Source organism: Pseudoalteromonas sp. Angola-30 (genome assembly GCF_028599215.1).
GTDB lineage: Bacteria > Pseudomonadota > Gammaproteobacteria > Enterobacterales > Alteromonadaceae > Pseudoalteromonas > Pseudoalteromonas atlantica.
The window spans coordinates 61,838-87,809 of the sequence record NZ_JAQREI010000005.1 but is presented as its reverse complement, the minus strand read 5'-3'; the positions used below and the strand labels follow the sequence as shown (position 1 = coordinate 87,809).

General features: G+C 41.5%; 32 protein-coding genes and 1 pseudogene. 17 read left to right on the top strand and 16 right to left on the bottom strand.

Annotated elements, in window-relative coordinates; genetic code table 11:
* Positions 1-56: 56 nt before the first annotated feature.
* The 4 genes from PSH54_RS09005 (at position 57) to dolP (ending at position 3,545) form a co-directional block, all read left to right on the top strand.
* The gene (locus tag PSH54_RS09005; RefSeq protein ID WP_273605976.1) at positions 57-1,940 is read left to right on the top strand and encodes a penicillin-binding protein activator; all 1,884 of its coding nucleotides are present in this window, start codon (positions 57-59) and stop codon (positions 1,938-1,940) included.
* A gap of 12 nt (positions 1,941-1,952) precedes the next feature.
* Positions 1,953-2,324, top strand: a complete 372-nt coding sequence (locus PSH54_RS09000) for a YraN family protein (RefSeq protein ID WP_273605975.1) — start codon at positions 1,953-1,955, stop codon at positions 2,322-2,324.
* Between the two features lie 68 nt (positions 2,325-2,392).
* On the top strand, positions 2,393-2,986 hold the full coding sequence (locus tag PSH54_RS08995; protein WP_004589111.1) for an SIS domain-containing protein: 594 nt from the start codon (positions 2,393-2,395) through the stop codon (positions 2,984-2,986).
* Complete coding sequence (gene dolP, locus PSH54_RS08990) at positions 2,979-3,545, top strand: division/outer membrane stress-associated lipid-binding lipoprotein (RefSeq protein WP_004589110.1); 567 nt, start codon at positions 2,979-2,981, stop codon at positions 3,543-3,545. The genes PSH54_RS08995 and dolP overlap by 8 nt, the downstream gene beginning before the upstream one ends.
* A gap of 69 nt (positions 3,546-3,614) precedes the next feature.
* Here the strand turns inward: dolP and PSH54_RS08985 are convergent, their stop codons facing one another.
* The 9 genes and pseudogenes from PSH54_RS08985 to PSH54_RS20830 form a co-directional block, all read right to left on the bottom strand.
* A complete protein-coding gene (locus PSH54_RS08985; protein WP_004589109.1) occupies positions 3,615-4,052 on the bottom strand; it encodes a ClpXP protease specificity-enhancing factor in 438 nt (145 codons plus the stop codon).
* Positions 4,052-4,678, bottom strand: a complete 627-nt coding sequence (gene sspA, locus PSH54_RS08980; protein WP_004589108.1) for a stringent starvation protein SspA — start codon at positions 4,676-4,678, stop codon at positions 4,052-4,054. Before sspA ends, PSH54_RS08985 begins: the two co-directional genes overlap by 1 nt.
* Before the next feature lie 80 nt (positions 4,679-4,758).
* Positions 4,759-5,508 (bottom strand): cytochrome c1, encoded by a 750-nt coding sequence (locus PSH54_RS08975; protein WP_024033324.1) that lies wholly within the window; start codon positions 5,506-5,508, stop codon positions 4,759-4,761.
* Positions 5,505-6,770, bottom strand: coding sequence for a cytochrome b (locus PSH54_RS08970; RefSeq protein WP_004589106.1), 1,266 nt, complete (start codon positions 6,768-6,770; stop codon positions 5,505-5,507). The genes PSH54_RS08975 and PSH54_RS08970 overlap by 4 nt, the downstream gene beginning before the upstream one ends.
* Positions 6,770-7,360, bottom strand: a complete 591-nt coding sequence (gene petA, locus PSH54_RS08965) for a ubiquinol-cytochrome c reductase iron-sulfur subunit (RefSeq protein WP_004589105.1) — start codon at positions 7,358-7,360, stop codon at positions 6,770-6,772. Before petA ends, PSH54_RS08970 begins: the two co-directional genes overlap by 1 nt.
* A 555-nt stretch (positions 7,361-7,915) precedes the next feature.
* Positions 7,916-8,308, bottom strand: a complete 393-nt coding sequence (rpsI, locus tag PSH54_RS08960; RefSeq protein ID WP_024600778.1) for a 30S ribosomal protein S9 — start codon at positions 8,306-8,308, stop codon at positions 7,916-7,918.
* 8 nt (positions 8,309-8,316) lie between these two features.
* Positions 8,317-8,745: a 50S ribosomal protein L13 gene (rplM, locus tag PSH54_RS08955; protein ID WP_004589103.1), complete on the bottom strand. Its 429-nt coding sequence runs from the start codon at positions 8,743-8,745 to the stop codon at positions 8,317-8,319.
* Positions 8,746-9,030: 285 nt separating this feature from the next.
* Positions 9,031-10,119, bottom strand: a complete 1,089-nt coding sequence (gene zapE, locus PSH54_RS08950; protein WP_273605974.1) for a cell division protein ZapE — start codon at positions 10,117-10,119, stop codon at positions 9,031-9,033.
* Between the two features lie 95 nt (positions 10,120-10,214).
* Positions 10,215-10,343: pseudogene (locus PSH54_RS20830) on the bottom strand (hypothetical protein); the annotation flags it as partial.
* Here PSH54_RS20830 and PSH54_RS08945 point away from each other — a divergent pair.
* The 3 genes from PSH54_RS08945 to PSH54_RS08935 all read left to right on the top strand — a co-directional run bounded on the left by PSH54_RS08945 (position 10,282) and on the right by PSH54_RS08935 (position 13,383).
* Complete coding sequence (locus PSH54_RS08945) at positions 10,282-10,698, top strand: YhcB family protein (RefSeq protein ID WP_353683220.1); 417 nt, start codon at positions 10,282-10,284, stop codon at positions 10,696-10,698. The pseudogene PSH54_RS20830 and the gene PSH54_RS08945 sit on opposite strands and share 62 nt — an antisense overlap.
* Positions 10,699-10,847: 149 nt before the next feature.
* Positions 10,848-12,200: a Do family serine endopeptidase gene (locus tag PSH54_RS08940; RefSeq protein ID WP_004589100.1), complete on the top strand. Its 1,353-nt coding sequence runs from the start codon at positions 10,848-10,850 to the stop codon at positions 12,198-12,200.
* Positions 12,201-12,300: 100 nt separating this feature from the next.
* A complete protein-coding gene (locus PSH54_RS08935; protein WP_024033328.1) occupies positions 12,301-13,383 on the top strand; it encodes a trypsin-like peptidase domain-containing protein in 1,083 nt (360 codons plus the stop codon).
* 147 nt (positions 13,384-13,530) lie between these two features.
* Here the strand turns inward: PSH54_RS08935 and murA are convergent, their stop codons facing one another.
* From murA to PSH54_RS08900, 7 genes are read right to left on the bottom strand one after another with little or no spacing between them, the layout of a single operon-like run.
* Positions 13,531-14,790, bottom strand: a complete 1,260-nt coding sequence (gene murA, locus PSH54_RS08930) for a UDP-N-acetylglucosamine 1-carboxyvinyltransferase (protein WP_004589098.1) — start codon at positions 14,788-14,790, stop codon at positions 13,531-13,533.
* 13 nt (positions 14,791-14,803) lie between these two features.
* Complete coding sequence (locus PSH54_RS08925) at positions 14,804-15,061, bottom strand: BolA family protein (protein ID WP_004589097.1); 258 nt, start codon at positions 15,059-15,061, stop codon at positions 14,804-14,806.
* Between the two features lie 5 nt (positions 15,062-15,066).
* Positions 15,067-15,360 (bottom strand): STAS domain-containing protein, encoded by a 294-nt coding sequence (locus PSH54_RS08920; protein WP_024033329.1) that lies wholly within the window; start codon positions 15,358-15,360, stop codon positions 15,067-15,069.
* Positions 15,353-16,033, bottom strand: a complete 681-nt coding sequence (locus PSH54_RS08915) for an MlaC/ttg2D family ABC transporter substrate-binding protein (protein WP_121637967.1) — start codon at positions 16,031-16,033, stop codon at positions 15,353-15,355. The genes PSH54_RS08920 and PSH54_RS08915 overlap by 8 nt, the downstream gene beginning before the upstream one ends.
* A 5-nt stretch (positions 16,034-16,038) precedes the next feature.
* On the bottom strand, positions 16,039-16,587 hold the full coding sequence (gene mlaD / locus PSH54_RS08910) for an outer membrane lipid asymmetry maintenance protein MlaD (protein ID WP_004589094.1): 549 nt from the start codon (positions 16,585-16,587) through the stop codon (positions 16,039-16,041).
* Between the two features lie 13 nt (positions 16,588-16,600).
* Positions 16,601-17,380, bottom strand: coding sequence for a lipid asymmetry maintenance ABC transporter permease subunit MlaE (gene mlaE, locus PSH54_RS08905; protein ID WP_024033330.1), 780 nt, complete (start codon positions 17,378-17,380; stop codon positions 16,601-16,603).
* A complete protein-coding gene (locus PSH54_RS08900; protein ID WP_004589092.1) occupies positions 17,380-18,183 on the bottom strand; it encodes an ATP-binding cassette domain-containing protein in 804 nt (267 codons plus the stop codon). The genes mlaE and PSH54_RS08900 overlap by 1 nt, the downstream gene beginning before the upstream one ends.
* A 254-nt stretch (positions 18,184-18,437) precedes the next feature.
* Here PSH54_RS08900 and PSH54_RS08895 point away from each other — a divergent pair, with 254 nt between their 5' ends.
* The 10 genes from PSH54_RS08895 to rapZ all read left to right on the top strand — a co-directional run bounded on the left by PSH54_RS08895 (position 18,438) and on the right by rapZ (position 25,949).
* Complete coding sequence (locus tag PSH54_RS08895) at positions 18,438-19,406, top strand: calcium/sodium antiporter (protein ID WP_004589091.1); 969 nt, start codon at positions 18,438-18,440, stop codon at positions 19,404-19,406.
* Between the two features lie 2 nt (positions 19,407-19,408).
* On the top strand, positions 19,409-20,380 hold the full coding sequence (locus PSH54_RS08890; RefSeq protein WP_273605973.1) for a KpsF/GutQ family sugar-phosphate isomerase: 972 nt from the start codon (positions 19,409-19,411) through the stop codon (positions 20,378-20,380).
* Positions 20,381-20,932: a 3-deoxy-manno-octulosonate-8-phosphatase KdsC gene (gene kdsC, locus PSH54_RS08885; RefSeq protein WP_004589089.1), complete on the top strand. Its 552-nt coding sequence runs from the start codon at positions 20,381-20,383 to the stop codon at positions 20,930-20,932.
* Positions 20,929-21,483, top strand: coding sequence for an LPS export ABC transporter periplasmic protein LptC (lptC, locus tag PSH54_RS08880; RefSeq protein ID WP_054982305.1), 555 nt, complete (start codon positions 20,929-20,931; stop codon positions 21,481-21,483). Before kdsC ends, lptC begins: the two co-directional genes overlap by 4 nt.
* Positions 21,473-22,021 carry a lipopolysaccharide transport periplasmic protein LptA gene (gene lptA / locus PSH54_RS08875; RefSeq protein WP_004589087.1) on the top strand — a complete coding sequence of 183 codons (549 nt, stop codon included), beginning with the start codon at positions 21,473-21,475 and terminating at the stop codon, positions 22,019-22,021. Before lptC ends, lptA begins: the two co-directional genes overlap by 11 nt.
* Positions 22,018-22,743 carry an LPS export ABC transporter ATP-binding protein gene (gene lptB / locus PSH54_RS08870; RefSeq protein WP_004589086.1) on the top strand — a complete coding sequence of 242 codons (726 nt, stop codon included), beginning with the start codon at positions 22,018-22,020 and terminating at the stop codon, positions 22,741-22,743. The genes lptA and lptB overlap by 4 nt, the downstream gene beginning before the upstream one ends.
* A gap of 69 nt (positions 22,744-22,812) precedes the next feature.
* Positions 22,813-24,312: an RNA polymerase factor sigma-54 gene (locus tag PSH54_RS08865; protein WP_004589085.1), complete on the top strand. Its 1,500-nt coding sequence runs from the start codon at positions 22,813-22,815 to the stop codon at positions 24,310-24,312.
* A 27-nt stretch (positions 24,313-24,339) separates the two neighbouring features.
* A complete protein-coding gene (gene hpf, locus PSH54_RS08860; protein WP_004589084.1) occupies positions 24,340-24,627 on the top strand; it encodes a ribosome hibernation promoting factor in 288 nt (95 codons plus the stop codon).
* Between the two features lie 4 nt (positions 24,628-24,631).
* Positions 24,632-25,084: a PTS sugar transporter subunit IIA gene (locus PSH54_RS08855; RefSeq protein ID WP_004589083.1), complete on the top strand. Its 453-nt coding sequence runs from the start codon at positions 24,632-24,634 to the stop codon at positions 25,082-25,084.
* Between the two features lie 19 nt (positions 25,085-25,103).
* On the top strand, positions 25,104-25,949 hold the full coding sequence (gene rapZ / locus PSH54_RS08850) for an RNase adapter RapZ (protein WP_004589082.1): 846 nt from the start codon (positions 25,104-25,106) through the stop codon (positions 25,947-25,949).
* Positions 25,950-25,972 lie beyond the last annotated feature (23 nt).

The window sequence follows — 25,972 nt, the reverse complement described above, 5'->3', positions numbered from 1 at the left end:
TCTCCTGCGTCAGTCAGTAATATAAGCAAATCGCGTTAACGTATTGGGAAATCATTGTGCGACTTAAACTTGTTAGTCTATTAATTATATTGTCAGGGTTATCGGCCTGTAGCACAACCGAAAAACCAACTAAAAATAGCGATAGCATTAACACCAGTGCGAATGCGCTGCAAAATCAAGCAACCAGTGCCGATGCTATTTATAAATTAGCGCTTAATCGTACCGGTGCCGACAAAATTCAATTGCTTTATAGTGCGCGTGATGCGGCTATTTCGGAGCAAAGCTGGCCGTTACTTGAAAACATTTGTAATGAGCTTGAGCAAACCCCAAGTGTAGATAAAATACAAAACCGCTTATACATTGCTTATGCACAAAAGCAGCAAAATAAAAACGACCAAGCGCTCGTTATTTTGCAATCGCTCGATGGCCAGCTTAAACAGCCTGAACACTTTGCTTGGCATCAATATTTAACTGCTAGCATATATGCATCGCAAAACTTTCCTAAGCGCGCCGCACCTTATTTTTTTAGAGCCTCAGAAACTGCGAATAAAAACAATATTGAGATCCCTGCTCTGCAAAGTGCGCTTTGGGATAACTTAACAAAGCTGTCTTCTTATGCGCTGGAGCGCTTTAATCGTGGCTCTGTTATTCAACAAGGTTGGACTAACTTAGCTTTGTACCACCAGGTATATGCAAATAGCGGTGTAGAGCTTGACCAAGCCATTAATAATTGGCGCCGTCGCTACCCTGGCCACCCTGCCGTAGCTATTTTACCCGAGCAAGATGAAGCCCTAGCCGACCTAGCACCAGTTAATATAGAGCGTTTAGCTGTACTTTTACCGCAATCAGGCGCAAATGAGCGTTTAGGTGACGCCCTAAAAGCCGGCATTTTGGCAGGGCTTGATAAGCAAAGTATTAGCGACACTGTTTTTATAGATGAGAACCTTGCAACCCAAGTGCTAAGCGAGCAGCTGAGTAAATTTAATCCAGACTTTGTGATTGGGCCATTATTAAAAGCGAATATAGATAAACTTGCGCAAGCTAAAACACTTATTGATACCCCAACATTACACTTAAATACATTTGATGGTGAGCGACTCTCGCTGCAACATTACTTTTTTGCTTTAAACCCTGAGCATGAAGTGCAGCAAGCGCTGGAGCACTTTTTAGCTAAAGGTTATCAAAAGCCTATGTTATTAGCGCCTAATAATGCCAATGGTCAGCGTTTGGTTGATTACTTTAATATTCAGTGGCAGCGCTATAGCGAAACAAAACCGCAAATTGGGTTTTATAACGATAACAAAGACATGCCAAATACAATTACAAGCTTGTTAGAGGTTGATAAATCTAAGCAGCGTATTAAAACGGTTAAGTCTTTATTTAAACAAGAAGTAGAAAGTGAAACCCGCTCTCGTAGCGATATTGATGCGATTTACATTTTAGGCGACGCCATAGAAACACGCCTGATAAAACCTTATTTAGATGTAAATGTAAGTACTTTTGCACAGCGAATCCCGCTTTATGCCAGCTCTAAAAGCCATAGTAAACAAATAGATCGCACCGATAAAGGCGATTTAGAAGGGCTTTACTTTACAGAGCTTCCGTGGATGCTTAATGCGACAGTTAAACAACATAACTTACGCAACCAATACAACACGCTGTGGCCTGAAAATGCCGATATAAGCCAACGCCTATTTGCAATGGCTTACGATGCCGTGTCGGTGCTAAGCGACATTAGGCAACTGAGTGTAATGCCCGGTAATAAGTTTACAGGTTTAAGTGGAAAGCTTTCGGTCAATACAAGCGGACACATAGAGCGTACGCTTGATTGGGCACAATACACAAATAGACGCATAAAAGCCGTACAGCTAGAAACAAAGCAGCCCGTGCCTTTATTTATGCAATCAGCCAACGAAAGTACTACGCTTACGTTTGATTAATCTGGAGCGGCTATGTCGTGGTTTAAAGAGCTGTGGCAAAATAGCCGAGAAAAAGGCCAGTACTATGAACGCCAAGCAGAAAAATACTTAATCCGTGAAGGGCTTACGCCTATTGAGCGTAATTATTATTGCCCCTTTGGTGAGCTTGATGTGATTATGAAACACGGCGATACGCTTGTATTTGTGGAAGTTAAGTTTCGTAAAAACAATGCGAGAGGCGGTGCAAATTATGCCCTTGGCGCACAAAAACAAGCACGATTAAAACGCACTATTTATCACTACTTGGCAGCAAAAAACTTAACTAATCAGCCTATAAGAGTCGACTATGTTGCCATTACAGGTGAAGGCTCTGGCAATATAAATTGGATCAAAAGCGTACTTTAACACCACGCAAACAGATTAGTAAAACGCCCAGCAACAAACAAAAATGACGAATAAATTATTGGTAGTCTATGCAAGATACAATTAAAGAAATTTTTACAGAAAGCATTCAAGTACAAATAGCAGCAGGCGAAGTACTGCCAAGCGCACTAGAGTCTGCGGCATTTACCATTGCACAAAGTTTAATTAATGGTAACAAACTCCTTTGCTGTGGCACGGCAAACTGCCATATGCTAGCGCAGCACATGGCCGGCGTATTAGTTAATCACTACGAAACAGAGCGCCCCTGTTTACCTGCTATTGCGCTATCTCAAGAAAACATCAATTTAGGGCAAAGTAGCCAAGTAGATGAGCATGATACCTTTGCTCGCCAAGTACGTGCCTTTGCACAGCAAGGCGATTTACTGCTTGCGTTAGCAATTAATGGCAACGAAAAACATATTATTTCTGCTGTAGAAGCGGCACTTACTAAAGATATGAAGGTCATAGTGATGGTAGGTGACGATGGTGGAGAACTCGTTGGCTTATTAGGCCCTAATGATGTAGAAATTCGTACGCCTTCTAAGCGCCCTAGCCGCATTATTGAATCTCACTTAGTTAACTTACATTGCTTAAGTGAACTGGTTGATTTAACTCTTTTCCCGCAGGATGAAAATTATGTTTAAACGCTCTCTTATTGTTTTAGGTACTGTTGTTTTACTGCAAGGCTGTGCAGCCGCAGTGGTTGCAGGAACAGCTGGTGCAGTAACAGCAGCAAATGATCGCCGCACCATTGGCTCGCAAATAGACGACAATAATATAGAAATTAAAGCCAGTATTGCGCTTAGTGAAGTTGAACGACTAGAAAAGTTCGCCAATGTAGATGCTATAAGCGTTAATGGCATTGTTTTACTAGTAGGTCAAGTTGCCAATCAAGAAATGAAAAACCAAGCTCAGCAGAGCATTGAGGGGCTCTCAGGTATACGTAAAATACATAACCAAATTAGAATTGGCTCAAATATTGGTATTACCACACAAACGCACGACTCGTGGCTAACCTCTAAAGTAAAAGCGCAGCTTTTAACAGCTAAAGATATACCGAGTAATAATATTAAAGTAGTGACCGAAAACGCTGAAGTATTTTTGATGGGATTAGTATCTGAATCTGAGTCTAACCAAGCGGTTAACATTGCACGCAATGTATCGGGTGTAGAGCGTGTTATTAAAGTGTTTGAATATTTATAAAATACATAAAAAGCCGTTTATGGGCACATAAAAAAACCGCTTAATTAGCGGTTTTTTTGTATTTAAGCGTTACTTGATAACGCGTAAATGTGAGCCTTTTTTCTTTTCTGGCTTTTCTGGCGGGGTCTCATCAATAATTTCATCTGATGTTTCCACACTTTCAAGGTCAGGTGCAAAATCGTCTTCGTCCTCTAAAAACTCATCTGCAGTAAAGACTGTTCCTTCGCCATTTTCACGCGCGTAAATAGCAAGCACCGCACCTAAAGGCACATATACTTGCATTGGCTGTCCGCCAAAGCGCGCATTAAAGCTTAGTTGTTCCATATCTAACGAAAACCCAGTAACGGCAGAAGGGCTAATATTAAGCACTATTTGGCCATCTTGTACAAACTGCGTAGGCACTTGTACTGCTGGGTACTGCGCATCAACCACTAAATGTGGTGTGCAGTCGTTATCTACGATCCAATCAAAAAAAGCACGTAGTAAATAAGGACGATTAGGCGTCATTATAAACGGATCTCACGCTCTGCTTCAGTTAAAGAAGCTTGGAATGACTCACGCTCAAATAAGCGGATCATGTACTCTTTTAGCTCTTTAGCGCCAGAGCCATTAAGCTCAATACCAAACTCTGGTAAACGCCATAATAGTGGTGCTAAATAACAATCTACTAAGCTAAACTCTTCACTCATAAAGTATGGAGCTTCGTTAAAGATTGGTGCAATTGCAAGTAACGCTTCAGTTAACTCTTTACGAGCTTGTGCAGCATCTGCTGTATTGTTAATGATTTTTTCAGCAAGGCTGTACCAATCAGTATCAATACGGTGCATCATTAAACGGCTACGACCACGCATTACCGGATACACAGGCATTAGTGGAGGATGAGGGAAACGTTCATCAAGGTATTCCATGATGATGTTTGCCTGATATAAGCCAAGCTCACGGTCAATCAGTGTGGGTACTGTACCGTAAGGGTTAATTTCGTGAAGTGCCTCTGGCAAGTTATCCTTTTCAGCCAAATGAATATCTACACTTACACCTTTTTCTGCAAGTACAATACGTACTTGGTGGCTATACATACAGTTAGCACCAGAAAAAAGGGTCATTACAGGGCGCTTATTGGCAGCTACGGCCATGCCTATACCTCCATTAAATAACTAAAACAGCAATAGGGGCTTAAGCCCCTATTGCAAAATTACCTTGTAAAATGCTCAAATTAATGAACATCTCTCCAGTATTCTTTCTTAAGCATAAATGCCAAGATAAACAGGATAACTAAAAATCCAATTACCTTAATACCTAACGCTTCTGACTCAAGGCGTGTAGGTTCACCTACATACTCTAAGAAATTCGTTAAATCACGAACCGCTTGATCGTATTCATCAACGCTTAATTCGCCCTTACCATCTGTTTCAGTACCAACAACTTTAGTCACTGTTTGACCATGTTGTTCAACTTCTTCAATGATAGGTGTTGGTAAACCTTGTAGTTCTTGAAGAACATGTGGCATACCCACCGATGGGAATAACGTATTATTTACGCCAAACGGACGAGATTCATCTTTATAAAACGATTTTAAGTAAGTGTAAATCCAATCACTGCCACGCACACGCGCCACATTGGTTAGATCCGGCGGAGCCGCACCAAACCATTTAGCAGCATCTTCTTTTGCGATAGCGTTAAGAATATGGCCACCTACTTTTGAACCATCAAAAATCAATTGCTCTTTGCCAAGCTCGGTTGGAATACCAATATCACGGAAAGTACGTTCATAACGTTGATACTGCATTTGGTGACAACCAAGACAGTAGTTCATGAACAACTTTGCGCCGCGCTGCAAAGAAGGCTGATCAGATATATCGTTACCCGCTTCCATAAGAGGAACCGAAGGACCCGCAGCCATAACCATGTTTGGCAGCAAGTTTACTGATAAAGCAAATACACCAATAAGTAGCTTTTTCATCATTTCGTTAACCTCTCAGGCAATGGCTTAGTTTTTTCATTCTTACTGTATATAAATAACAGTACGAAGAACATAAAGTAAGTCACAGTACAGATTTGAGAAATTATCGTTTTCATATCAGTTTGTGGAGTTGCACCCACCCAACCTAAAAGAACGAAAGTTACAACGAAACCTGCAATGTTCCATTTGTGGAAACCACAACGGTAACGAACCGATTTAACACGACCACGGTCAATCCACGGTAACAATGCGAGTACCACAATTGACGCACCCATTGCCGCAACACCGATAAGCTTATCAGGGATTGCACGTAAGATTGCATAGAATGGCGTAAAGTACCAAACTGGGAAAATGTGCTCTGGTGTTTTAAGTGGGTTTGCTGCTTCAAAGTTTGGCGCTTCTAGGAAGAAACCATTCATCGCAGGCATAAAGAATACAACCCAACAGAACAAGATTAAGAAACCAACCACGCCCACAATATCTTTTACTGTGTAGTACGGGTGGAACGGTATCGCATCAACAATGTCTTTTTTGTCAGTGTAATACTCGTGGAATTTAAATTTAGACTTATCTTCTTCAGCCACAGTGCCTTTTTTGCGTTTTATTTCAACACCGTCAGGGTTGTTAGAGCCCACTTCGTGTAGCGCAACAATGTGTAAGAACACTAAAATTACAATAACCAATGGTAGTGCAATAACGTGTAATGCAAAGAAGCGGTTAAGCGTTGCACCCGATATTACGTAGTCACCACGGATCCAAAGTGTTAAGTCATCACCAATTACCGGAATAGCCCCGAATAACGAAATGATTACCTGCGCACCCCAGAACGACATTTGACCCCATGGTAGTAAGTAACCCATGAAGGCTTCAGCCATTAATGCTAAGAAAATAAACATACCGAACAACCACAGTAATTCACGTGGTTTTTGGTAAGAGCCGTAGATCATGCCACGGAACATATGCATATAAACAACGATGAAAAACGCAGATGCACCCGTTGAGTGTAAATAACGTAATAACCAACCGTATTCAACATCACGCATGATGTACTCTACTGATGCGAAAGCGCCTTCAGAAGAGGGAACAAAGTTCATCGTTAACCAAATACCTGTAAGTATTTGGTTTACTAGTACTAACATGGCTAGTGAGCCAAAAAAGTACCAGAAGTTAAAGTTTTTAGGTGCTGGATACTGTGCAATGTGCATGTTCCAAACACGTGTCATTGGGATACGGTCGTCAATCCAACTAACAATTTTACCAAACATTAGGCTACCCCTTTTTCTTCGCCCACTAAAATAGTGGTTTCATCAAGAAAAGTATAAGGTGGTACTTCTAAGTTCAATGGTGCAGGAACTGATTGAAATACTCGCCCAGCCATATCAAATTTAGAACCGTGACATGGACAGTAAAAACCATCATCTGTCCCTTCAACTTTTTCACTAAAGTTACCTTGGAAAAAGCCTGGAGAACACCCTAAATGCGTACAAATACCAACAGCGACAAAAATCTCTGGGCGTAATGAACGGTAATCATTTGTTGATGATTCTAGTTGTTGTGGCTCTTGCGATTGCGGATCACGAAGTTGACCTTCATGTTCTTTCATCTGCTCAAGCATTTTAGGGGTACGTGATACAACCCATACAGGTTTACCACGCCACTCGACACGTATTAATTGTCCTGGCTCAAGTTTGCTGATATCTACTTCTACAGGCGCACCCGCAGATTTAGCTCGCTCACTTGGATTCCAAGACGCAATAAAAGGAACAGCAGCCCCAGCCGCACCAACACCACCTACAACAGAGGTAGCTATGGTTAAAAAGCGACGTCGGCCATTGTCTACAGGCGCATTGCTCATCCACTTATCTCCACTATGATTCTCAACACTTGCTATATTGAGAACATCAGTTACAGCAGGTTAATTTTTCGAAATTTTTAAAATAGAAGCGATCATAATTAAAACCCTTGATTAAAACAAGGTTATTCACAGCCTCACGCTCGAATAACCCGACTTGATCAATAGTTTGATAAAGTAAGCTCGAGAATAAAGCCGAATGACTATAATAGCGCTTCTGTAAAAACAATATACTGACCAAGATCAACCCCACTACGAGGAAACAGATAAACTGTACATGGTGATGTTGAACTTGCTCATACTACTTGCCAGCCAATTGTAGCAAAAAATTCCACCAATTAACTGATGGATTTACACTAATTGCGATAATTATTTAACTTTTTTGCAGCGAAATGGGTATTTTAAAGCTTTCGTACATTAAATACGCAGTATTTATAAAATATGATCAGCGCCTAGCCTTAAAAAAGCGGGCTTGAGGTAGGTAAGTACTTAAATTTTAATGCCAAAAACAAAAAACCCAGCATAAGCTGGGTTTTTGAATTCTTGATAACGTAAAAATTAACGTTTTGAGAACTGTGGACGCTTACGCGCTTTCTTAAGACCCACTTTCTTACGTTCAACTTTACGTGCATCACGTGTAACAAAACCTGCTTTACGAAGTTGTGGACGTAATGACTCGTCAAACTCCATAAGTGCACGAGTGATACCGTGACGGATAGCACCAGCTTGACCAGTTGTACCACCACCGGCAACGGTGATGTGAAGGTCAAATTTTTCAGTCATGTCAACAAGCTCAAGAGCTTGACGAACAACCATGCGTGCTGTTTCGCGACCAAAGTACTCTTCTAAAGAGCGCTTGTTGATTACGATGTTACCAGTGCCTGGGCGTAAGAATACGCGAGCACTTGAACTTTTACGACGACCTGTACCGTAGTATTGATTTGCCATGATAGTGCTCCTTAAATGTCTAGAACCTGAGGCTGTTGTGCAGCATGGTTGTGCTCAGTACCTGCGTAAACTTTAAGTTTACGGTACATAGCGCGGCCTAAAGGACCACGTGGCAACATGCCTTTAACAGCTTTTTCGATGATCATTTCAGGCTTTGCAGCTTGAAGTTTATCAAAAGTAGTAGACTTAAGACCACCTGGGAAACCAGTATGAGCGTAGTACACTTTATCTTTGAATTTGTTACCAGTTACAGTAACTTTCTCAGCGTTGATAACGATGATGTAATCACCAGTATCTACGTGTGGAGTGTATTCAGCTTTGTGCTTACCGCGTAGGCGATGAGCGATTTCAGTAGCGATGCGACCTAAAGTTTTACCTTCAGCGTCAACTACGTACCAGTCACGTTTTACTGTTTCTGGTTTAGCAACAAACGTTTTCATTTATAAAAATCCAATGTTTTTCAATTAAAACCACAGGCAGTTATTATTAACTACCGCTCTAAGTATGCTATAACCCCTTCGAGTTTTAGACTTTAGCGCCGCTCACAAGTGGCTAAACTATATGAGGACATAGAACGCAACGTGGCAGACGCGGGAGTATACCAGCACTTAAAACACATTGCTACCGAGCGGTTGTTTTTTCCACAAGAAAATTACAAAAACTTATGCATTTATATAAAAACAACAATAAGGCCACTTTAAAGAGTCGATACAGTCGTATTAGCGCTATGCTAAATGCTCTTTTGCTAAATACTCTAAAGACTGCATTTCTTGCAGGCGGCTAATGCAGCGCTTAAATTCAAAGTGAAGATTGCCTTGGGTATAAAGCTGCGTGATCGGTTTTTCAGCCGAAATAATTAATGTTACATGGCGTTCGTAAAACTCATCCACTAAAGCGATAAAGCGCCTAGCTGCATCATCATTATTTTGTCCAAGCTGTTTAACATTAGAAATAATAACAGTGTTATATAAGCGGCTAATTTCCATGTAGTCGACTTGGCTACGTGCGGTTTCGCACAATTCGCTAAATTCAAACATCACTACACACTTAGCCACTTTGCGTGTGTTGATTAAGCGTCCCTCTATTTCTATGGGTTGCTCAAGCTCCCCCGCCTCTGGCGAGAGCTTATCAAAATATTCAAATAAGTTTTTATCGGCTTGCTCATCTAATGGGCTGTGAAATATTTCGGCTTGCTCAAGTGTACGCAAGCGATAATCAATACCAGAGTCTACATTTACTATTTCTGTGTTCGCTTTTACCAGTTCAATGGCCGGAACAAAACGCGCACGCTGTAAGCCGTTTTTATATAAATCATCAGGTACTATATTAGAGGTAGCGACTAATACTATATTGCGTGCAAATAATGCCTGCATTAAGCCGCCGAGTAACATGGCATCTGTAATATCTTGAACAAAGAATTCATCAAAGCAGATGATATCGGTTTCGGCTTTAAATATGTCGGCAACAATTTCCAGTGGATTGCTTTTATTATTTAGCTTTTTTAGTTCATCGTGAACTCGGTGCATAAAGCGATGAAAATGCACGCGCATTTTACGCTCACCTGGCAGCGCTTCGTAAAAGGTATCTACTAAATAGGTTTTACCACGCCCTACACCACCCCAAAAATAAAGCCCTTTGATAGGCTCTGGTTCGCTTTTATTAAACAACTTTGCAAAAAAGCCTTGTTGCTGTGGTTTTTTACTTGTGAGGTCATCGTATAAACGTTGTAAATGGCGCACTGCATTTTCTTGTGCTTGGTCATGTACAAAGTCATCGCGCTTAAGATCTTGCTGGTAAGTTTGCCAAGGAGTCATATCTAATTACATTTTAAACACAGTTTAATTTGCACAACATATTAACACGCATCTTAACTCGGGGTATATTACCCACAGGATGATTTATATTTGAATCAGGCATTATTAGATATTTTTTCCCAAAGGGGTAAAGTTATGGGCACAGTTACGTGGGTAGGTTTAATTATTATTACTGCTGTAGTGGCATTTTTTGTTGGTGCATTCGTTACTAAAAAGCAATTTAAGCAAGATGAATTAAAAGAACAAGCCGAGCAAGCACAAAACGCGCTTGAGCAGTATCGCCAAGATGTGGCCGATCATTTAGCAAGCACAGGTAAGCTTGTGAATAAAATGAAAGAAAACTACGACCAACTACTCAGCCATGTTGAAGAAACCAATCAACTCTTACTTGATGATAAAAACAAAGCACCTAGCGAGCCGTTTTTCTCTAAAGAAACAACAGAGCAATTACAAGCGTCTTTAAAAGAGCGCGAGGTTGACCGTTCATCTGCACAAGCACAACCTGCCGATTACGTCTCGGGTGAGTCTGGTTTATTTGCAGGGCAAAATGGCGATACAAAACCTGCAAAAGCCTCTTAACATACTGAGCACGCTAAAATGTTAGTACTATCTTGAGGAACTTTTTTTTGACCCCATAGTCTTTAAATGTAACAGCTTTATATTTAAATTCGAAAAGGCTGCTTATGCAGCCTTTTTGCTTTTCCTGTGATGTGGAGTACACCCTGACTATGAAAATGAAATTATCACTTATTAGTGCTGCAATCTTATCTACAAGCTTATTACTAAGCCCAATGGCCTCTTATGCAAAACTGCCTATTGCAGTTAACGGCCAACAATTACCCACACTTGCGCCTATGCTTGAGCAAATTACCCCTGGCGTTGTGAGCATTCAGGTTTCTGGCTCAAAAGAAGTGCGCCGCCGTGCAGACCCGCTTGAATACTTTTTTGGTAACCCTCAACCTCGTAGTCAAAAGCGCCAATTTAGCGGTTTAGGCTCAGGGGTTATTATTGATGCCGACGAAGGCTATGTAGTAACAAATAACCACGTAATTCAAGATGCCGAAAAAATGGTGGTAACGCTAGAAGACGGCCGTGAATTTGAAGCCACCAAAATTGGTACCGATAAAGAGTCTGATATTGCGCTATTACAAATAGATGCAGATGACTTAACCGAAGTTAAACTGGCAAATTCAGATAAATTGCGTGTCGGCGACTTTGCAGTAGCAATTGGTAATCCATTTGGTTTAAGCCATACAGTAACCTCGGGCATTGTAAGTGCATTAGGGCGTAGTGGTTTAAATATTGAAGGCTATGAAGACTTTATTCAAACCGATGCAGCTATTAACCAAGGTAACTCAGGAGGCGCTTTAGTTAACCTAAATGGTGAACTCATTGGTATTAATACTGCTATTTTAGGTGCCTCGGGTGGAAATGTTGGTATTGGCTTTGCCATTCCATCAAATATGATGAAAAACTTAGTTGACCAAATTATCGAACATGGCGAAGTTCGCCGTGGCTCACTGGGTATTTCTGGCCGCCCACTTGATGCAGGCCTTGCAAAAGCACAGCAACTTGACGTTAAACAAGGTGCTTACGTTATGCAAGTAATGGATGATACCGCAGCAAGCAAAGCAGGTATTAAAGCTGGCGATGTTATTATTAGTATTAATGGCAGCGATATTAGTGGCTTCCACGAGCTGCGCAGTAAAATAGCAACGTTAGGTGAAGGACGCGAAGTTAAATTAGGTATTTACCGCGATGGCAAAGTAAAAACCATTAAAGTAACGCTTGATGGTGCATCGGGTGTAACCGCCGCAGGCGATGAACTGCATCCTGCATTCCAAGGTGCGACGCTTGAAAACGTGCAAAAAAATGGCACTAAAGGTATTGAAGTCGCCACAGTAGATCCGCGTTCTCCTTCTGCACGTGTTGGCCTTGAAGAAGGTGATGTGATTGTACAAGTTAACCGCCAACGCGTAGAAAACATTCGTCAAATGAACAAAATTATCGAAGATACCCAAGGTAATATTGTACTTGGCGTTAAACGTGGCAGAGAGTCTATCTTTGTACTTATCCAATAAGTAACACGTTATAAATAAGCAATAAAAATAACAGCAGCACTTGCCGCTGTTATTTTTTTTGTGCCATCATAAAGAATTGCTCACTAACAATAAGAATCTCGTGCTGAAATTACTAAAATTTGTACTTCCCCCTTTGTTTGTCGGTTTAGGTATCGCTTTTTTAGTGGTTTTTTTCAGCCCTAATATGCGCGCCTCTTTACTACCTAATGTTCCCTTGCCCAGTGCTATGAGCTCGAATCACCTTAGTTTTGCTGACGCTGTTAAGCGTGCTGCACCGTCGGTAGTGACTATTTTTTCAGAAAGCATTTCTAAAGAGCCTCGCTATAAGCAACAAAACACCGTTCAAGAGCTTGGCTCTGGCGTAATTATGGCGCAAGATGGCTACATATTAACTAACTACCACGTTATAAATAATGCAGATCAAATCTTGGTTATATTAACCGATGGCCGACGCTTTTTTGATGTGCAGTTAATTGGCTTTGACACCATTACCGATTTAGCCTTATTAAAAATTAACGCCGACCACCTGCCAGTGATCCCCGTAAACGATAATTACACCACCAGTGTAGGTGATGTAGTGCTGGCCATTGGTAACCCACTCAATTTAGGGCAAACCATCACCCAAGGTATAATTAGTGCCACCGGTAAACAAAAAATTACCGATAGCCCGTATAACAACTTACTGCAAATGGATGCTGCTATAAATGTAGGTAACTCTGGCGGTGCTTTGGTTAATTCAAATGGTGATTTAGTGGGGATCACGTCTGCGCAGTTTAAAACTCGTGAAAATCTTAATATCCAAGGAATATTTTTTGCTGTTCCCTATTCGCTCGCTAAAGAAGTAATGGCAAAGCTAATACGCCATGGCCGTGTAGTACGTGGCTATTTAGGCTTTGAAGGCACCGCTGTAGATAGCACGGGCAAAGAGGTAAACGACAGCCTTACTGAGGTTGCTGGTATGCGCATCACCAATTTAGACCCATTAGGCCCTGCATGGCAAGCTGGCATTGAAGAGCAAGACATCGTTATTAAAATTGCAGGGTTAAGTGTGGCCAACCCGCAAAAAGTACTCGAAAAAATAGGCAATACACAGCCCGGTAAAGAAATAGAATTTGAGCTGTACCGAAACGGTAAAGTAGAAAAAATAATGGTTAGAGTTGCAGAGCTCGAAACTAAACTCTAACCAAAATGGCAATAAAAAGGTCGGATAGCAATACGCGTATCCGACCTTTTTTTATGTCTAAAGTAAACTGTGTTTAACTCAGCGCGCTTAATTTAGGAGCAAGTGTGCTCTCACCTCAAAGCGAATAAATATTATTGCGAATGGGTATTAGCTACTTCTGCGCTTAATATTGGCACCTAAGCCACTGAGTTTATCTTCAATGCGTTGATAGCCTCGGTCTACGTGGTAAATACGATCGACTACCGTTTCACCTTGCGCCACAATACCGGTTAAAATTAAGCTTGCAGAGGCGCGTAAATCGGTTGCCATTACTTGTGCGCCACTTAAACTTTGCGTTTCACCACAAATAGCGGTGTGCCCTTCTAAACGAATATTAGCGCCCATGCGTTGTAACTCTGGTACGTGCATAAAGCGGTTTTCAAAAATGGTTTCGGTAATTGTTGCACTACCATTAGCCACTACATTTAACGCGGTGAACTGCGCTTGCATGTCGGTTGGAAAACCAGGGTGTGGCATGGTTTTAATATTAACGGCTTTGAGCTCACGATTACGCATATCTAAATAAATGCTGTCATCGTTTACTTCAACTAATGCATTTGCGGCACGTAATTTTTCAATAACAGGCTCAAGTGAATGAAAATCTGTTTTTTTACAAAGTACTTCACCTGCAGCCATCGCTGCTGCAACTAAAAAAGTGCCCGTTTCAATGCGATCAGGTAAAATGCTGTGCTCACAGCCGCCTAAACGCTCTACGCCGTCAATTTCTATACGGCTTGTACCTGCACCAGTAATTTTTGCACCCATAGCAATTAGGCAATTGGCAAGGTCAATAATTTCGGGCTCGCGTGCTGCGTTTTCAAGCACCGTTTTACCATCGGCAAGTGCTGCGGCCATTAGTAAGTTTTCGGTTGCGCCAACACTGACCATTTCCATGAAAATTTCAGCGCCTTTAAGGCGGCCTTCTACCTTTGCATTGATATAACCGTTTTCAACGTTTATTTGTGCGCCCATGCGCTCTAAACCTTGAATATGTATATCAACCGGACGTGCACCTATAGCACAGCCACCAGGTAGCGATACCTGCGCCTCACCAAAACGCGCTACTAAAGGCCCTAGAGCCAAAACAGAGGCACGCATTTGCTTAACTAAATCATAAGGAGCAAGCGTTTTATTAACGGTCGCGCCATCAATATACAGTGTATCGCCTTGCCAATTTACAGTTGCGCCTAAGGTGCTTAAAAGCGCCTCAGTGGTCACAATATCGCGAAGGCGAGGAACATTCGTAAATGTACTTTTACCATCGGCAAGCAGTGCGGCAAACAAAATTGGTAATGCGGCATTTTTAGCGCCAGAAATAGTTACTTCACCCGCAAGTGAAGTGCCACCTTGAATTACAAACTGATCCATTAAGAGGCCTTAACTATTGAGGTAAAATAAATTTTTGTTCACGCTTCCACTCAGTTGGCGTAAATGCACGAATTGATACAGCGTGAATTGTACCGTCTGAAATAGTATTCATTAATGGGCCATAAACTAGCTGTTGCTTTTTAACGCGGCTTAAACCGTCAAAGCACTCACCTACTGCAATTACTTCATAATGGCTACCATTGGCTTTTACTTTTACTTCAGATAATTGAAGTTCGTCGCGTAATAATGTTTCGACTTGGCTAGTTTCCATAACTCTCACTCAAATAAAGTTGTTACCTGACCCAACTGCATTAAATTTTGCAATTGCTCAGGTGGATTTTGCAATTCAAGGCGTGTGCCCTGTTGCTTAAATTCAGCAAAAGAGTGAATTAACCAAGCTAAGCCCGCTGTGTCAACCCTCATTACCTCACAAAGGTCAAAATAGATGGTTTTATGCTTACTTAATGACTTGGCGTTCAGAAGCTGTTCATTGCCAATTGAGCTGCGGGTAAGTTCACCACTTACCCTATAGTGCTGCTCATCTACTTGGCTAATTGCCAATTTAGTCATTGCTGTTGTTGCCTCTAAATTGCACAGGTAACTGGCTCTTTTGCTCTAGTAATTTGCTTACGTGTGCAATACCTTGCTGGCGTAAAATACCTTGTAGCTCACTTTGTTTTGCATCGAGTAAGCTAATTCCTTCTGCAATCATATCGTATGCGCGCCACTCGCCGCTGCGATCTTCACGTACTTTAAAATCAATTTTTATGTCAGGTTTGCCATCTTCTGTAATTTTAGTTTTTACTACAACTACATCTTTGCCTTTAAATGGCTGCTCTGCGCCAAATTCTACATGTTGGTCAGTGTATTGAGTAAATACCCCCGCGTAAGTAGCAACTAAATAGCTTCTAAACGCGCCAATAAATTCTTGGATATCTTTAATTGCTTTGGCTTTTTCGGCTTCATCGGTAATTGCACGCACTTTAGACACTTCACTACCCAACACACGAAGTGCTGCATATTTGTAGTCTATGTAAGGCATCAGCTCTTCTTCTACAATAACACGAAGGTGCTCTTTATCTTTAGTGATAAGCGGTTGATCTTTTTTAATGCGCTCAAATGTATGCTCTGCTACCTGACGCACCATCTTGTTAGGATCTGTCAGTTTAACTTCGGCTGCGCTAACACTTTGCACAGCTAGGGTTGCACTAAGTGCAATAACGGCTAAAAACTGTTTCAACATAATAATTACTCACTACCTTGGTTGAATAAAAACTGCCCAATTAACTCTTCTAAAACAAGTGCAGACTTAGTATCTGTGATTGAATCACCATCACCTAACGCTTTGCTCTCTACGCCAAATAACTCATCGATTGCTTGATCTTGTGCGTTTTCGGTCACTGTCTCACCTAAACAGCGCTGCTCTGCTGCATTAGGAGAAATAACAGGGTGAATACCTAAGTACTGCTCCCCTAAAATACCCGATGTTAAAATTGAGATTGAGCTAGTATCTGAAAAACGACATAAATACTGTGCATCTATCGTCATATTTACCACAGGCAAAAACTCCTGTGGGTGTACATAAATAGATTCAACACGGCCAATCACTACACCGCCAACTTTTACCGGTGCACGCGCTTTAAGTGAGCCGATATTTTCAAACTTTGCATTTAGCGTGTAGGTTTCGCCCGACCCGCTAATACCCGAATTAGCCACTTTAAGTGCTAACATTGCAAACGCTAAAATGCCTAATGCGACAAAAAAGCCAACTAAAATCTCTAATTTCCGTGAATTCATTATCTATACCCTATTAGCTGGTAAACATTACCGCTGTCAAAATAAAGTCAAACCCTAATACTGCCAGTGATGAGTGAACGACTGTTTCTGTTGTTGCTTTACTGATCCCTTCTGAGGTTGGGATACAGTCGTAGCCCTTATAAAGCGCAATCCAGGTCACTACCATGGCAAATACAAAACTTTTTATCATGCCGTTTAATACATCTTCTTGAAACGATACTTGCGATTGCATTATCGACCAAAAGCTGCCGGTATCTACGCCTAACCAATCAACCCCAACTAAATGAGCACCGATAATAGCAACCGCAGAAAAAATAAGTGCAAGCAATGGCATACTAATAAAACCTGCCCAAAAACGCGGTGCAATAATGCGCTTGAGAGGATCAATGGCCATCATTTCTAGTGAAGAGAGTTGCTCGGTGGCTTTCATTAAGCCTATTTCTGCCGTTAGCGCACTTCCAGCGCGCCCAGCAAATAATAGCGCTGTAACCACAGGGCCTAGTTCGCGTAATAAACTAAGTGCAACTAATGGGCCTAGGCTGTCTTCGGCGCCATAGCCAACCAGTACAGTGTAACCTTGCAGCGCAAGCACCATACCAATAAACAAACCCGACACCATAATAATTAATAATGATTGCGAACCAACCATATAAAGTTGGCGCACTAACAGCGGTGTGCCTTTTTTAAAGTTAGGTACATTCCACAATGCATTAAAAAGCATGTTGGCAGAGCGCCCTAATGCAGCAAAACGCCCCAGCGTTTTATGACCTAACTTTTGAAATAAATCCAACATTAAGCGTTTTCTCCTAACAGCTCATCAGCATACGTTTGTGCAGGGTAATGAAATGGCACAGGCCCATCCGATAACCCTTTTAAAAACTGCTGTACTAATGGAGATTCATGATTACGCATTTCATCCGGTGTCCCTGCCCCTATTACGCCTTGATCGGCAATAATAATAACGTGATCGGCAATACTCATTACCTCCGTCACATCGTGGGTTACAATAAGGGATGATAAACCTAGCACTTCATTTAACGACTTAATAAGCTTTACCAATACGCCCATAGATATTGGGTCTTGGCCGGCAAAAGGCTCATCATACATAATAAGTTCTGGATCCAGTGCAATAGCACGTGCAAGTGCTGCTCGTCTGGCCATACCGCCAGAAAGCTCAGAAGGCATTAAATCTTTTGCACCGCGTAAACCCACCGCTTGCAGTTTCATTAATACGACTAGTTTAATTAACGCTTCACTTAACTTGGTGTGCTCTCGCAGAGGAAATGCAATGTTGTCAAATACCGACATATCAGTAAATAACGCACCGCTTTGAAACAGCATGCTCATTTTGGTTCGTGCCGCATATAACTCTTTGCGCGACATACTAGGAATACTGCCACCTTCGAATAAAATATCGCCGGCGTCAGGCTTAAGCTGCCCACCAATTAAGCGTAGCATTGTGGTTTTGCCAATTCCGCTTGGCCCCATAATCGCTGTTATCTTACCTTTAGGAACACTAAAACTCATATTTTTATATATGGTTCTATCGCCTCGCGAAAAGCTAACATCCTTGACTTCTACTATTGATTGCGACAAGTCGCTCTCCGTAACAATGTTCACTCGTGCTCCTATTTTAAGGGTTTTTTAGCCAAGATGGAAAAAACAATTCGTAAGATTTTGTAATACGCCTACAAAAAGCGCTCTAAGGCTGAAGTAAATTGCCTTAACCTTTGCTTAAGCGCATAAAATTCACGCACTGCAATAGTAGACCCTGCTCTTTTGCTTATACTTTCATGTTGGCTTTTGTTACTATTCGCGCCATCTGTATTTTGAACATCTGGCTTAACATAATGGTTACCTCGTTTGTTATTTTAATTCTTGGTTTTGCTGCACTTGTGTGGAGCGCCGACCGATTTGTATACGGTGCGGCAGCGCTTGCTAAAAACTTTGGAGTCCCTACTTTAATTGTTGGCTTAACGGTTGTTGCTATGGGTTCTTCGGCCCCTGAAATGATGGTATCGGCCTCGGCTGCTTTGGCAAATAAAACCGACACAGCGGTCGGTAACGCGGTAGGTTCAAATATAACAAACATCTTACTTGTGTTAGGTATTACTGCGCTGCTACGCCCTTTGAGTGTGTCATCAAGCACTTTAAAACGCGAAATGCCGCTTGTTATGCTGGTATCCTTGGCTACGTGGTATGTATTTTCAGACAACTACTTCTCGCTCACCGAAGGGGTGGCGTTGCTAGTTGCATTTGCTGTATTTATTGGCGGTTTGATTGTGGTTTCTTTGCGCGCAAAAAATCAAGATGACCCTTTTGTTTCAGAAGCCTGCGATGAGGTTCCTAACGATGTACCAACTAAAAAAGCCGTTTTATGGCTAATTGTCGGCATGGTTTTATTGCCTGTTAGCTCACACTTTTTAGTTGGTTCAGCAGTCGATATTGCTAAATACTTTGGTTTAAGCGACTTAGTAATTGGCTTAACCATTATCGCTATCGGCACAAGCTTGCCTGAACTTGCAGCTTCTGTAGCGGGTGTACTTAAAAACGAAGATGATTTAGCCCTAGGTAATATTGTGGGCTCAAATATATTTAATATTTTAGCGGTATTACCGCTTGCAGGTATTATTAACCCATCAGTGGTTGACCCGTCACTTGCAAACCGCGACATACTTATTATGTTAGGTGCTACGCTTGCGCTTATTATTATGTCATTGAACTTTAGAGGTTCTCAGCGTATCAATAGAGTAGAAGGTGGCCTATTACTCATCGCATTTTTGGCGTACCAAGGTTATATTTTTAGTCAAGTAGGGTAACAATGGCACAACTAAATTTTATAGAGCAAGGTTTACGCGTATTAAACATTGAACGCCAAGCGCTTGCTGATATTACACAATACGTTGACGAAAACTTTCATAGTGCGTGTCAGCTCATGTTTGATTGCCAAGGCCGCATTATTGTTATTGGCATGGGTAAATCAGGCCATATTGGTAATAAAATTGCTGCTACCCTTGCAAGTACAGGCAGCCCTGCTTTTTTTGTTCACCCAGGCGAAGCAAGCCATGGTGATTTAGGCATGATAACCAAAAATGACGTGGTTATGCTTATATCAAACTCGGGCGAAACCAGCGAAGTACTTAATATTATTCCGGTGCTTAAACGCCTTGGCGCAAAAATAATATCGATGACGGGTAACCCGCTCTCTACTATGGCAAAACTTGCCGATGTGCACGTATGTATAAAAGTAGAACAAGAAGCCTGTTTATTAGGTTTAGCGCCTACAGCAAGTACCACTGCTACTTTAGCGATGGGTGATGCAATGGCGGTTGCGCTTTTAGAAGCACGCGGCTTTACCGCCGATGACTTTGCACTCTCTCACCCTGGCGGCAGTTTAGGTAAGCGATTGTTGCTCACTTTAAAAGATGTAATGCACAGCGGCACAAACACCCCTATTATAGGTGTAACGCAAACAATTAAAGACGCGTTAATAGAAATGTCAGCCAAAGGCCTGGGCATGACCGCTATTGTAGATAACAATCAACAGCTTGCAGGCCTTTTTACCGACGGTGACTTACGCCGTATTTTAGAGCAAAGAGTTGATATACATAGCACCGCTATTAGCCAGGTTATGACTAAGTCATGCACAACCGCCACGGCCGATATACTTGCAGCTGAAGCCCTAAACATAATGGAAAACAAACGTATTAATGGTTTAATTGTGGTCAATGATAAAAACCAGCCAATAGGCGCCTTAAATATGCAAGACCTCTTAAAAGCAGGAGTATTATAAATGCAATTTGAAGATCTCTATCAACCGCTAAGCGATGATGCCAAAGCACGCGCCAAAAAAGTAAAACTACTCATATGCGATATTGATGGTGTATTTTCTGATGGCCGAATTTACCTCGGTAACCAAGGCGAAGAATTAAAAGCATTTAATACAAAAGATGGTTTTGGCATTAAAGCGCTGATCAATAGCGGTTTTGAAGTTGCGGTTATTACGGGGCGTCACTCAGAAATAGTGCAAACTCGCATGAGCAGCTTAACCGTGCAGCACATTTATCAAGGCCAAGAAGACAAACTTATTGCTTATCAAGAACTCAAAAACACTTTAAAGTTAACTGATGAACAAATAGCCTATATTGGCGACGATGGCCCTGACATGCCAGTAATGGAGCGCGTTGGCTTTGCCGTTGCAGTTAACGATGCGCACCCGCTAATTAAGCGCTTATCGCATTACACTACGCAAATGCCTGGCGGCTTTGGCGCCGTTAGAGAGCTCACAGACTTACTTATGCTAGAGAATGGCATAGCGCTTACAACACAAGGCACCAGTTCATGAATGCAGCACGCGTTATACTCAGTGCGTTATTCATCGGCTGTATGGTTTGGCTTTGGTACCCTTATTTTACCCAAACCAATGTAGCGCCAGAGCAAGAACCTGAAGTAATTGCAAAGCCCGATTACACCGCTATAGAGCTTAAGCAAACAGCCTATGACGAGCAAGGCAAAATAAGCCATAAAGTCACAGCGGCTAAAATGGAGCTGTACCAACAGCTTGGTTTTACGTTTTTTGAAAAACCTATTTTCACCTTGTATAACGAAAAGCAAACATGGCGAATAAATGCAGACGAAGCAACGCTTTACGAAGATAAACAACTTATTTTAGAAGGCAATGTGGTTGCTAAAAATTTAGTTGATAACGCCATGATAGATAACATCGATGCCGATAACATCGAAGTCGACATTAAAGCGCTAACAATGCGCTCTGAGCAGCCAGTGGTTGTCACTGGGCCTAATTTAAAAATTGTCGGTAAAGGCCTTGAAGCCGATTTAAAAACCGAAGTAATAAAACTAATTAACCATACGCGAACAATATATTATGACCAATAAACTCACTAAAATACTTATTATCCCATCGCTAATGCTTGCATTTAGCGCCTCTGCTGCTGAGCCTGCTGCTCAACCGCCAGCAAATCAAATTTCTATTAGTGCAGACCGTCAAGAAGGCCAACTTAAAGAAAACGTAGGTATTTTTGAAAAGAACGTCGAAATTGTGCATGGCAATCGCAAAATTACAGCCGACCGACTCGAAGTACATAAACGTGAAGACTTAGGGGATAACAAACAACTCCTTATTGCCACTGGCAGCCCAGCCTACTTCGAAGAAAAACAAGACGATGGTACCGTAATGAGCGCCAGTGCAAACGAAGTACGTTACGACGTAGCAAAGCGCTTTTTAACGCTTGTTGGCGATGCTGAAGTCGCACAAGCCGGTCAAAAAATTAATGCTAAAAGTATTACCTACGATATGCAGCAGCAGCTTATTAGCGCAGAAAAAGACGAAAACTCTACGGATCGTGTCCACACAATTTTAGTGCCTGTTGAAGCAAAAATTAAAGAAAAAACAGGTAACGAAGGTCAACCATGAGCACCTTAAAAGCAGAACTATTAGCAAAAAGCTATAAAGGCCGCCAAGTTGTAAAAAATGTAGGCCTTGAAGTAGAAGCCGGCAGCATTGTTGGCTTATTGGGCCCTAATGGCGCAGGTAAAACCACCACCTTTTACATGATTGTAGGGTTAGTACCTAGCGACAAAGGTAAAATTTCTATTGATGATAACGACATTACGTTATTACCTATGCACAGCCGCGCCCGCTTAGGCATTGGCTATTTGCCGCAAGAGTCATCAATATTTAGAAAGCTGACAGTTTATCAAAACCTAATGGCGATTTTAGAAACGCGTAAAGAGCTCAATAAAGCCGCGCGAGAAGAAACGCTTAACAACTTACTTGATGAATTTAGTATTCAGCATATTCGCGATAGCCAAGGTATGGCGCTTTCTGGTGGTGAACGCCGCCGTGTAGAAATTGCCAGAGCACTGGCAGCAAACCCTAAATTTATTTTATTGGATGAGCCTTTTGCTGGTGTTGATCCGATTTCAGTGTTAGATATAAAGAAAATAATAGAACATCTTAAAAACCGTGGCATTGGCGTATTAATTACCGATCACAATGTAAGAGAAACCCTTGATGTTTGTGAAAAAGCCTACATTGTTTCTCATGGGGAGCTAATTGCATCTGGCACCCCAGAACACGTATTAAATGACAAAACTGTACGCGATGTTTATTTAGGCGAGCAATTTAGGCTGTAACATTTAAGCCACACCTACAAGCATCTGCTAATATTAATTATAACAACATAAAAGGATTGTTAGAGATACATGAGGCAATCATTACAGCTGCGCATGGGCCAGCAACTTACAATGACTCCACAATTGCAACAAGCGATTCGCTTGCTGCAGCTCAGTACATTGGATCTCCAGCAAGAAATACAAGAAGCACTTGATAGCAACCCGCTATTAGAAGTAGAAGAGCAAGATTACACGGAAGAGTCGGCTGGAAAAAATGAACAAAAAGCAGATACGGATGATGTAACCGTAAGCGCATCGGCTGACGATACAACTAGCGAGTACGAGCAAGACAGTGGCGAAGCTTTAAATAAAGACACCGTTAGCGATGATATGGCAATGGATGTAACCTGGGATGAGTACATGAGCGCAGCCCCTGCGGCATCCTCAGGCCCAATGCCGGAAGATGAGTCTATTTATCAAGGTGCCTCTACTGAAACGCTACATGAGTATTTAATGTGGCAGCTTCAGCTTACTCCTTTTAGCCCAACTGACGAAGCCATTGCTATTGCCATTGTAGAAGCTGTAGATGACTCGGGTATTTTAACGCTAAGTTGCGAAGAAATTTTAGAGAGCTTTAACCAAGAAAACGATGACGAAGTTGAAGTTGAACTTGATGAAATAGAAGCCGTTTTAAAGCGTATTCAGTTATTTGACCCTGTAGGTATAGCCGCGCGCAGTTTACAAGAGTGCTTGTGTATTCAGCTAAACCAGTTTGATAAAGACACCCCTTTTATAGAACAAACTAAAATGATCTTAACCGATCACATTGATCTATTAGCGGCACGCGACTATCGTACATTAATGAAAAAGACTAAGCTTAAAGAAGACGAGCTTAAAGAGGTCATGACCCTAATACATACCCTCAACCCAAAACCTGCAGATACAATAGTAAGGGAAGAGTCGGAGTATGTAATACCAGATGTATCGGTTAAAAAAATAAAAGGCCGCTGGGTGGTAGAGCTAAACCCAGATAGCATGCCAAAAATACGCGTAAATAGTCAGTACGCGGCTATGTCACGTACCGTAAAATCAAGTGGTGATAGCCAGTTTATTCGCTCTCACTTACAAGAAGCTAAATGGTTTATAAAAAGCCTTGAAAGCAGAAACGACACGCTGCTTAAGGTAACAAACTGTATTGTAAAACAGCAACAGGCATTTTTTGAACATGGCCCAGAAGCCATGAAGCCAATGGTTTTAAACGATGTTGCTGAAATGGTAGAAATGCATGAATCGACAATTTCGCGTGTTACTACGCAAAAATATATGCATACGCCACGTGGTATTTTTGAGCTTAAGTATTTTTTCTCAAGCCACGTAAGCACTGAAAACGGCGGCGAGTGTTCATCAACCGCAATACGTGCCCTAATTAAAAAGCTAATTGCCGCGGAAAACTCAGCTAAACCATTGAGTGATAGTAAAATTGCGGATATATTGGCAGAGCAAGGAATTAAAGTAGCTAGACGCACAATAGCAAAATACCGTGAATCGCTAGCTATTCCACCGTCAAATCAGAGAAAGAGTTTGATATAAGACGTAAAAAACAAAGAGGAAATGCTTATGCAACTAAACCTAACTGGTCGTCACGTAGAAGTAACTGATTCACTTAGAGACTATGTAAATAATAAATTTGCAAAGCTAGAAAGGCACTCAGATCATATTAGCAATGTGCATGTCATTCTCGATGTAGAAAAACTCAACCAAAAAGCAGAAGCGACTATTCATGTAAGTGGCGCAGATTTATTTGCCTCAACAGAGCACCAAGATATGTATGCCGCTATAGACTCGTTGATTGACAAGCTCGATCGTCAAGTCATAAAACATAAAGAGAAGCTTGCTAGACACTAATATTATGAAATTAAGTACATTAGTATGCCAGGACTGCAGCAAAGCTGCGGTCCTTTTTAGTAGTAAAAAAAGAATTTTAGAGTTTATCAGTGAGCTTGCTCATGAAAAGCTCCCCTACTTACCACAACAAGATATTCTTAATGCGCTGGCAAGCAGAGAAAAGCTAGGCAGTACTGGTATTGGCCGGGGGATCGCCATTCCTCATGGCAGAATGGGTGGCGTAGAAGAGCCGCTGGCTTTAGTACTTGTTAGCGACACACCTGTTAACTTTGATGCTATTGATAACTGCCCTGTTGATATTTTTGTTGCACTCATCGTACCAGATGGCGATAACCAACAGCACCTAAAGACTCTGGCAACCATAGCTGATAAACTGAGCAACAAAGAATTTTGTAAACAGCTGCGTAGTGCTAAAACCGATGCAGAGCTGTATCAAGTAATTGTTGATCAATCGTAGTAAATACTAAGGGCTATAAATGGAGTTAATTATCATAAGCGGCCGTTCTGGTTCAGGTAAGTCGGTTGCTTTACGCGTGGTTGAAGATTTAGGCTATTATTGCGTAGATAATATTCCGGTCAACTTACTGCCCTCTTTAGTGCGAAGTGTTTCAGATAACTATGACAAAATAGCCGTTAGTATAGATGTTCGTAATATCCCCAAAGAACAAGACGAATTTAACGATATTCTCGAGTACCTTCCTGACTTTGCTAAACCCACACTGTTTTATTTAGATAGTGATGATCAAACACTGATCAAACGTTTTTCAGAAACACGCAGATTACACCCTTTATCCATCGATTCGCTGCCGCTTGATTTAGCAATAAAAAAAGAAAAAGAGCTGCTTGATGTACTCGTAACGCGCGCTGACTTTATGCTTGATACTACCGATTTAAGTGTGCACCAATTAGCAGAGTCAATTCGCGAAAAAATACTGGGTAAAAAAGATAAGCAACTTATTGTAACGTTTGAATCGTTTGGCTTTAAACACGGCATACCTAAAGAAGCTGATTATGTTTTTGATGCTCGCTTTTTGCCAAACCCCCACTGGGAGCCTGAACTTAAACCGCTTACGGGCCTTGATCAACCAGTAAAAGATTTTTTGGCAAATCACAGCATAGTGCAAAAATTCACTTGGCAAATTCAAACCTTTGTACAAACTTGGTTGCCACACTTAGAGCGTAATAACCGTAGTTACCTCACTATTGCAATAGGCTGCACTGGTGGTCAACACCGCTCGGTTTATTTAGCGCAAGCCATTGGTGAGAGCTTTGCTATGACGCATCCGAATGTCAAAATTCGTCATCGTGAGCAAGAAAAGTAACCTTAAAATAATAACCTGTTCAG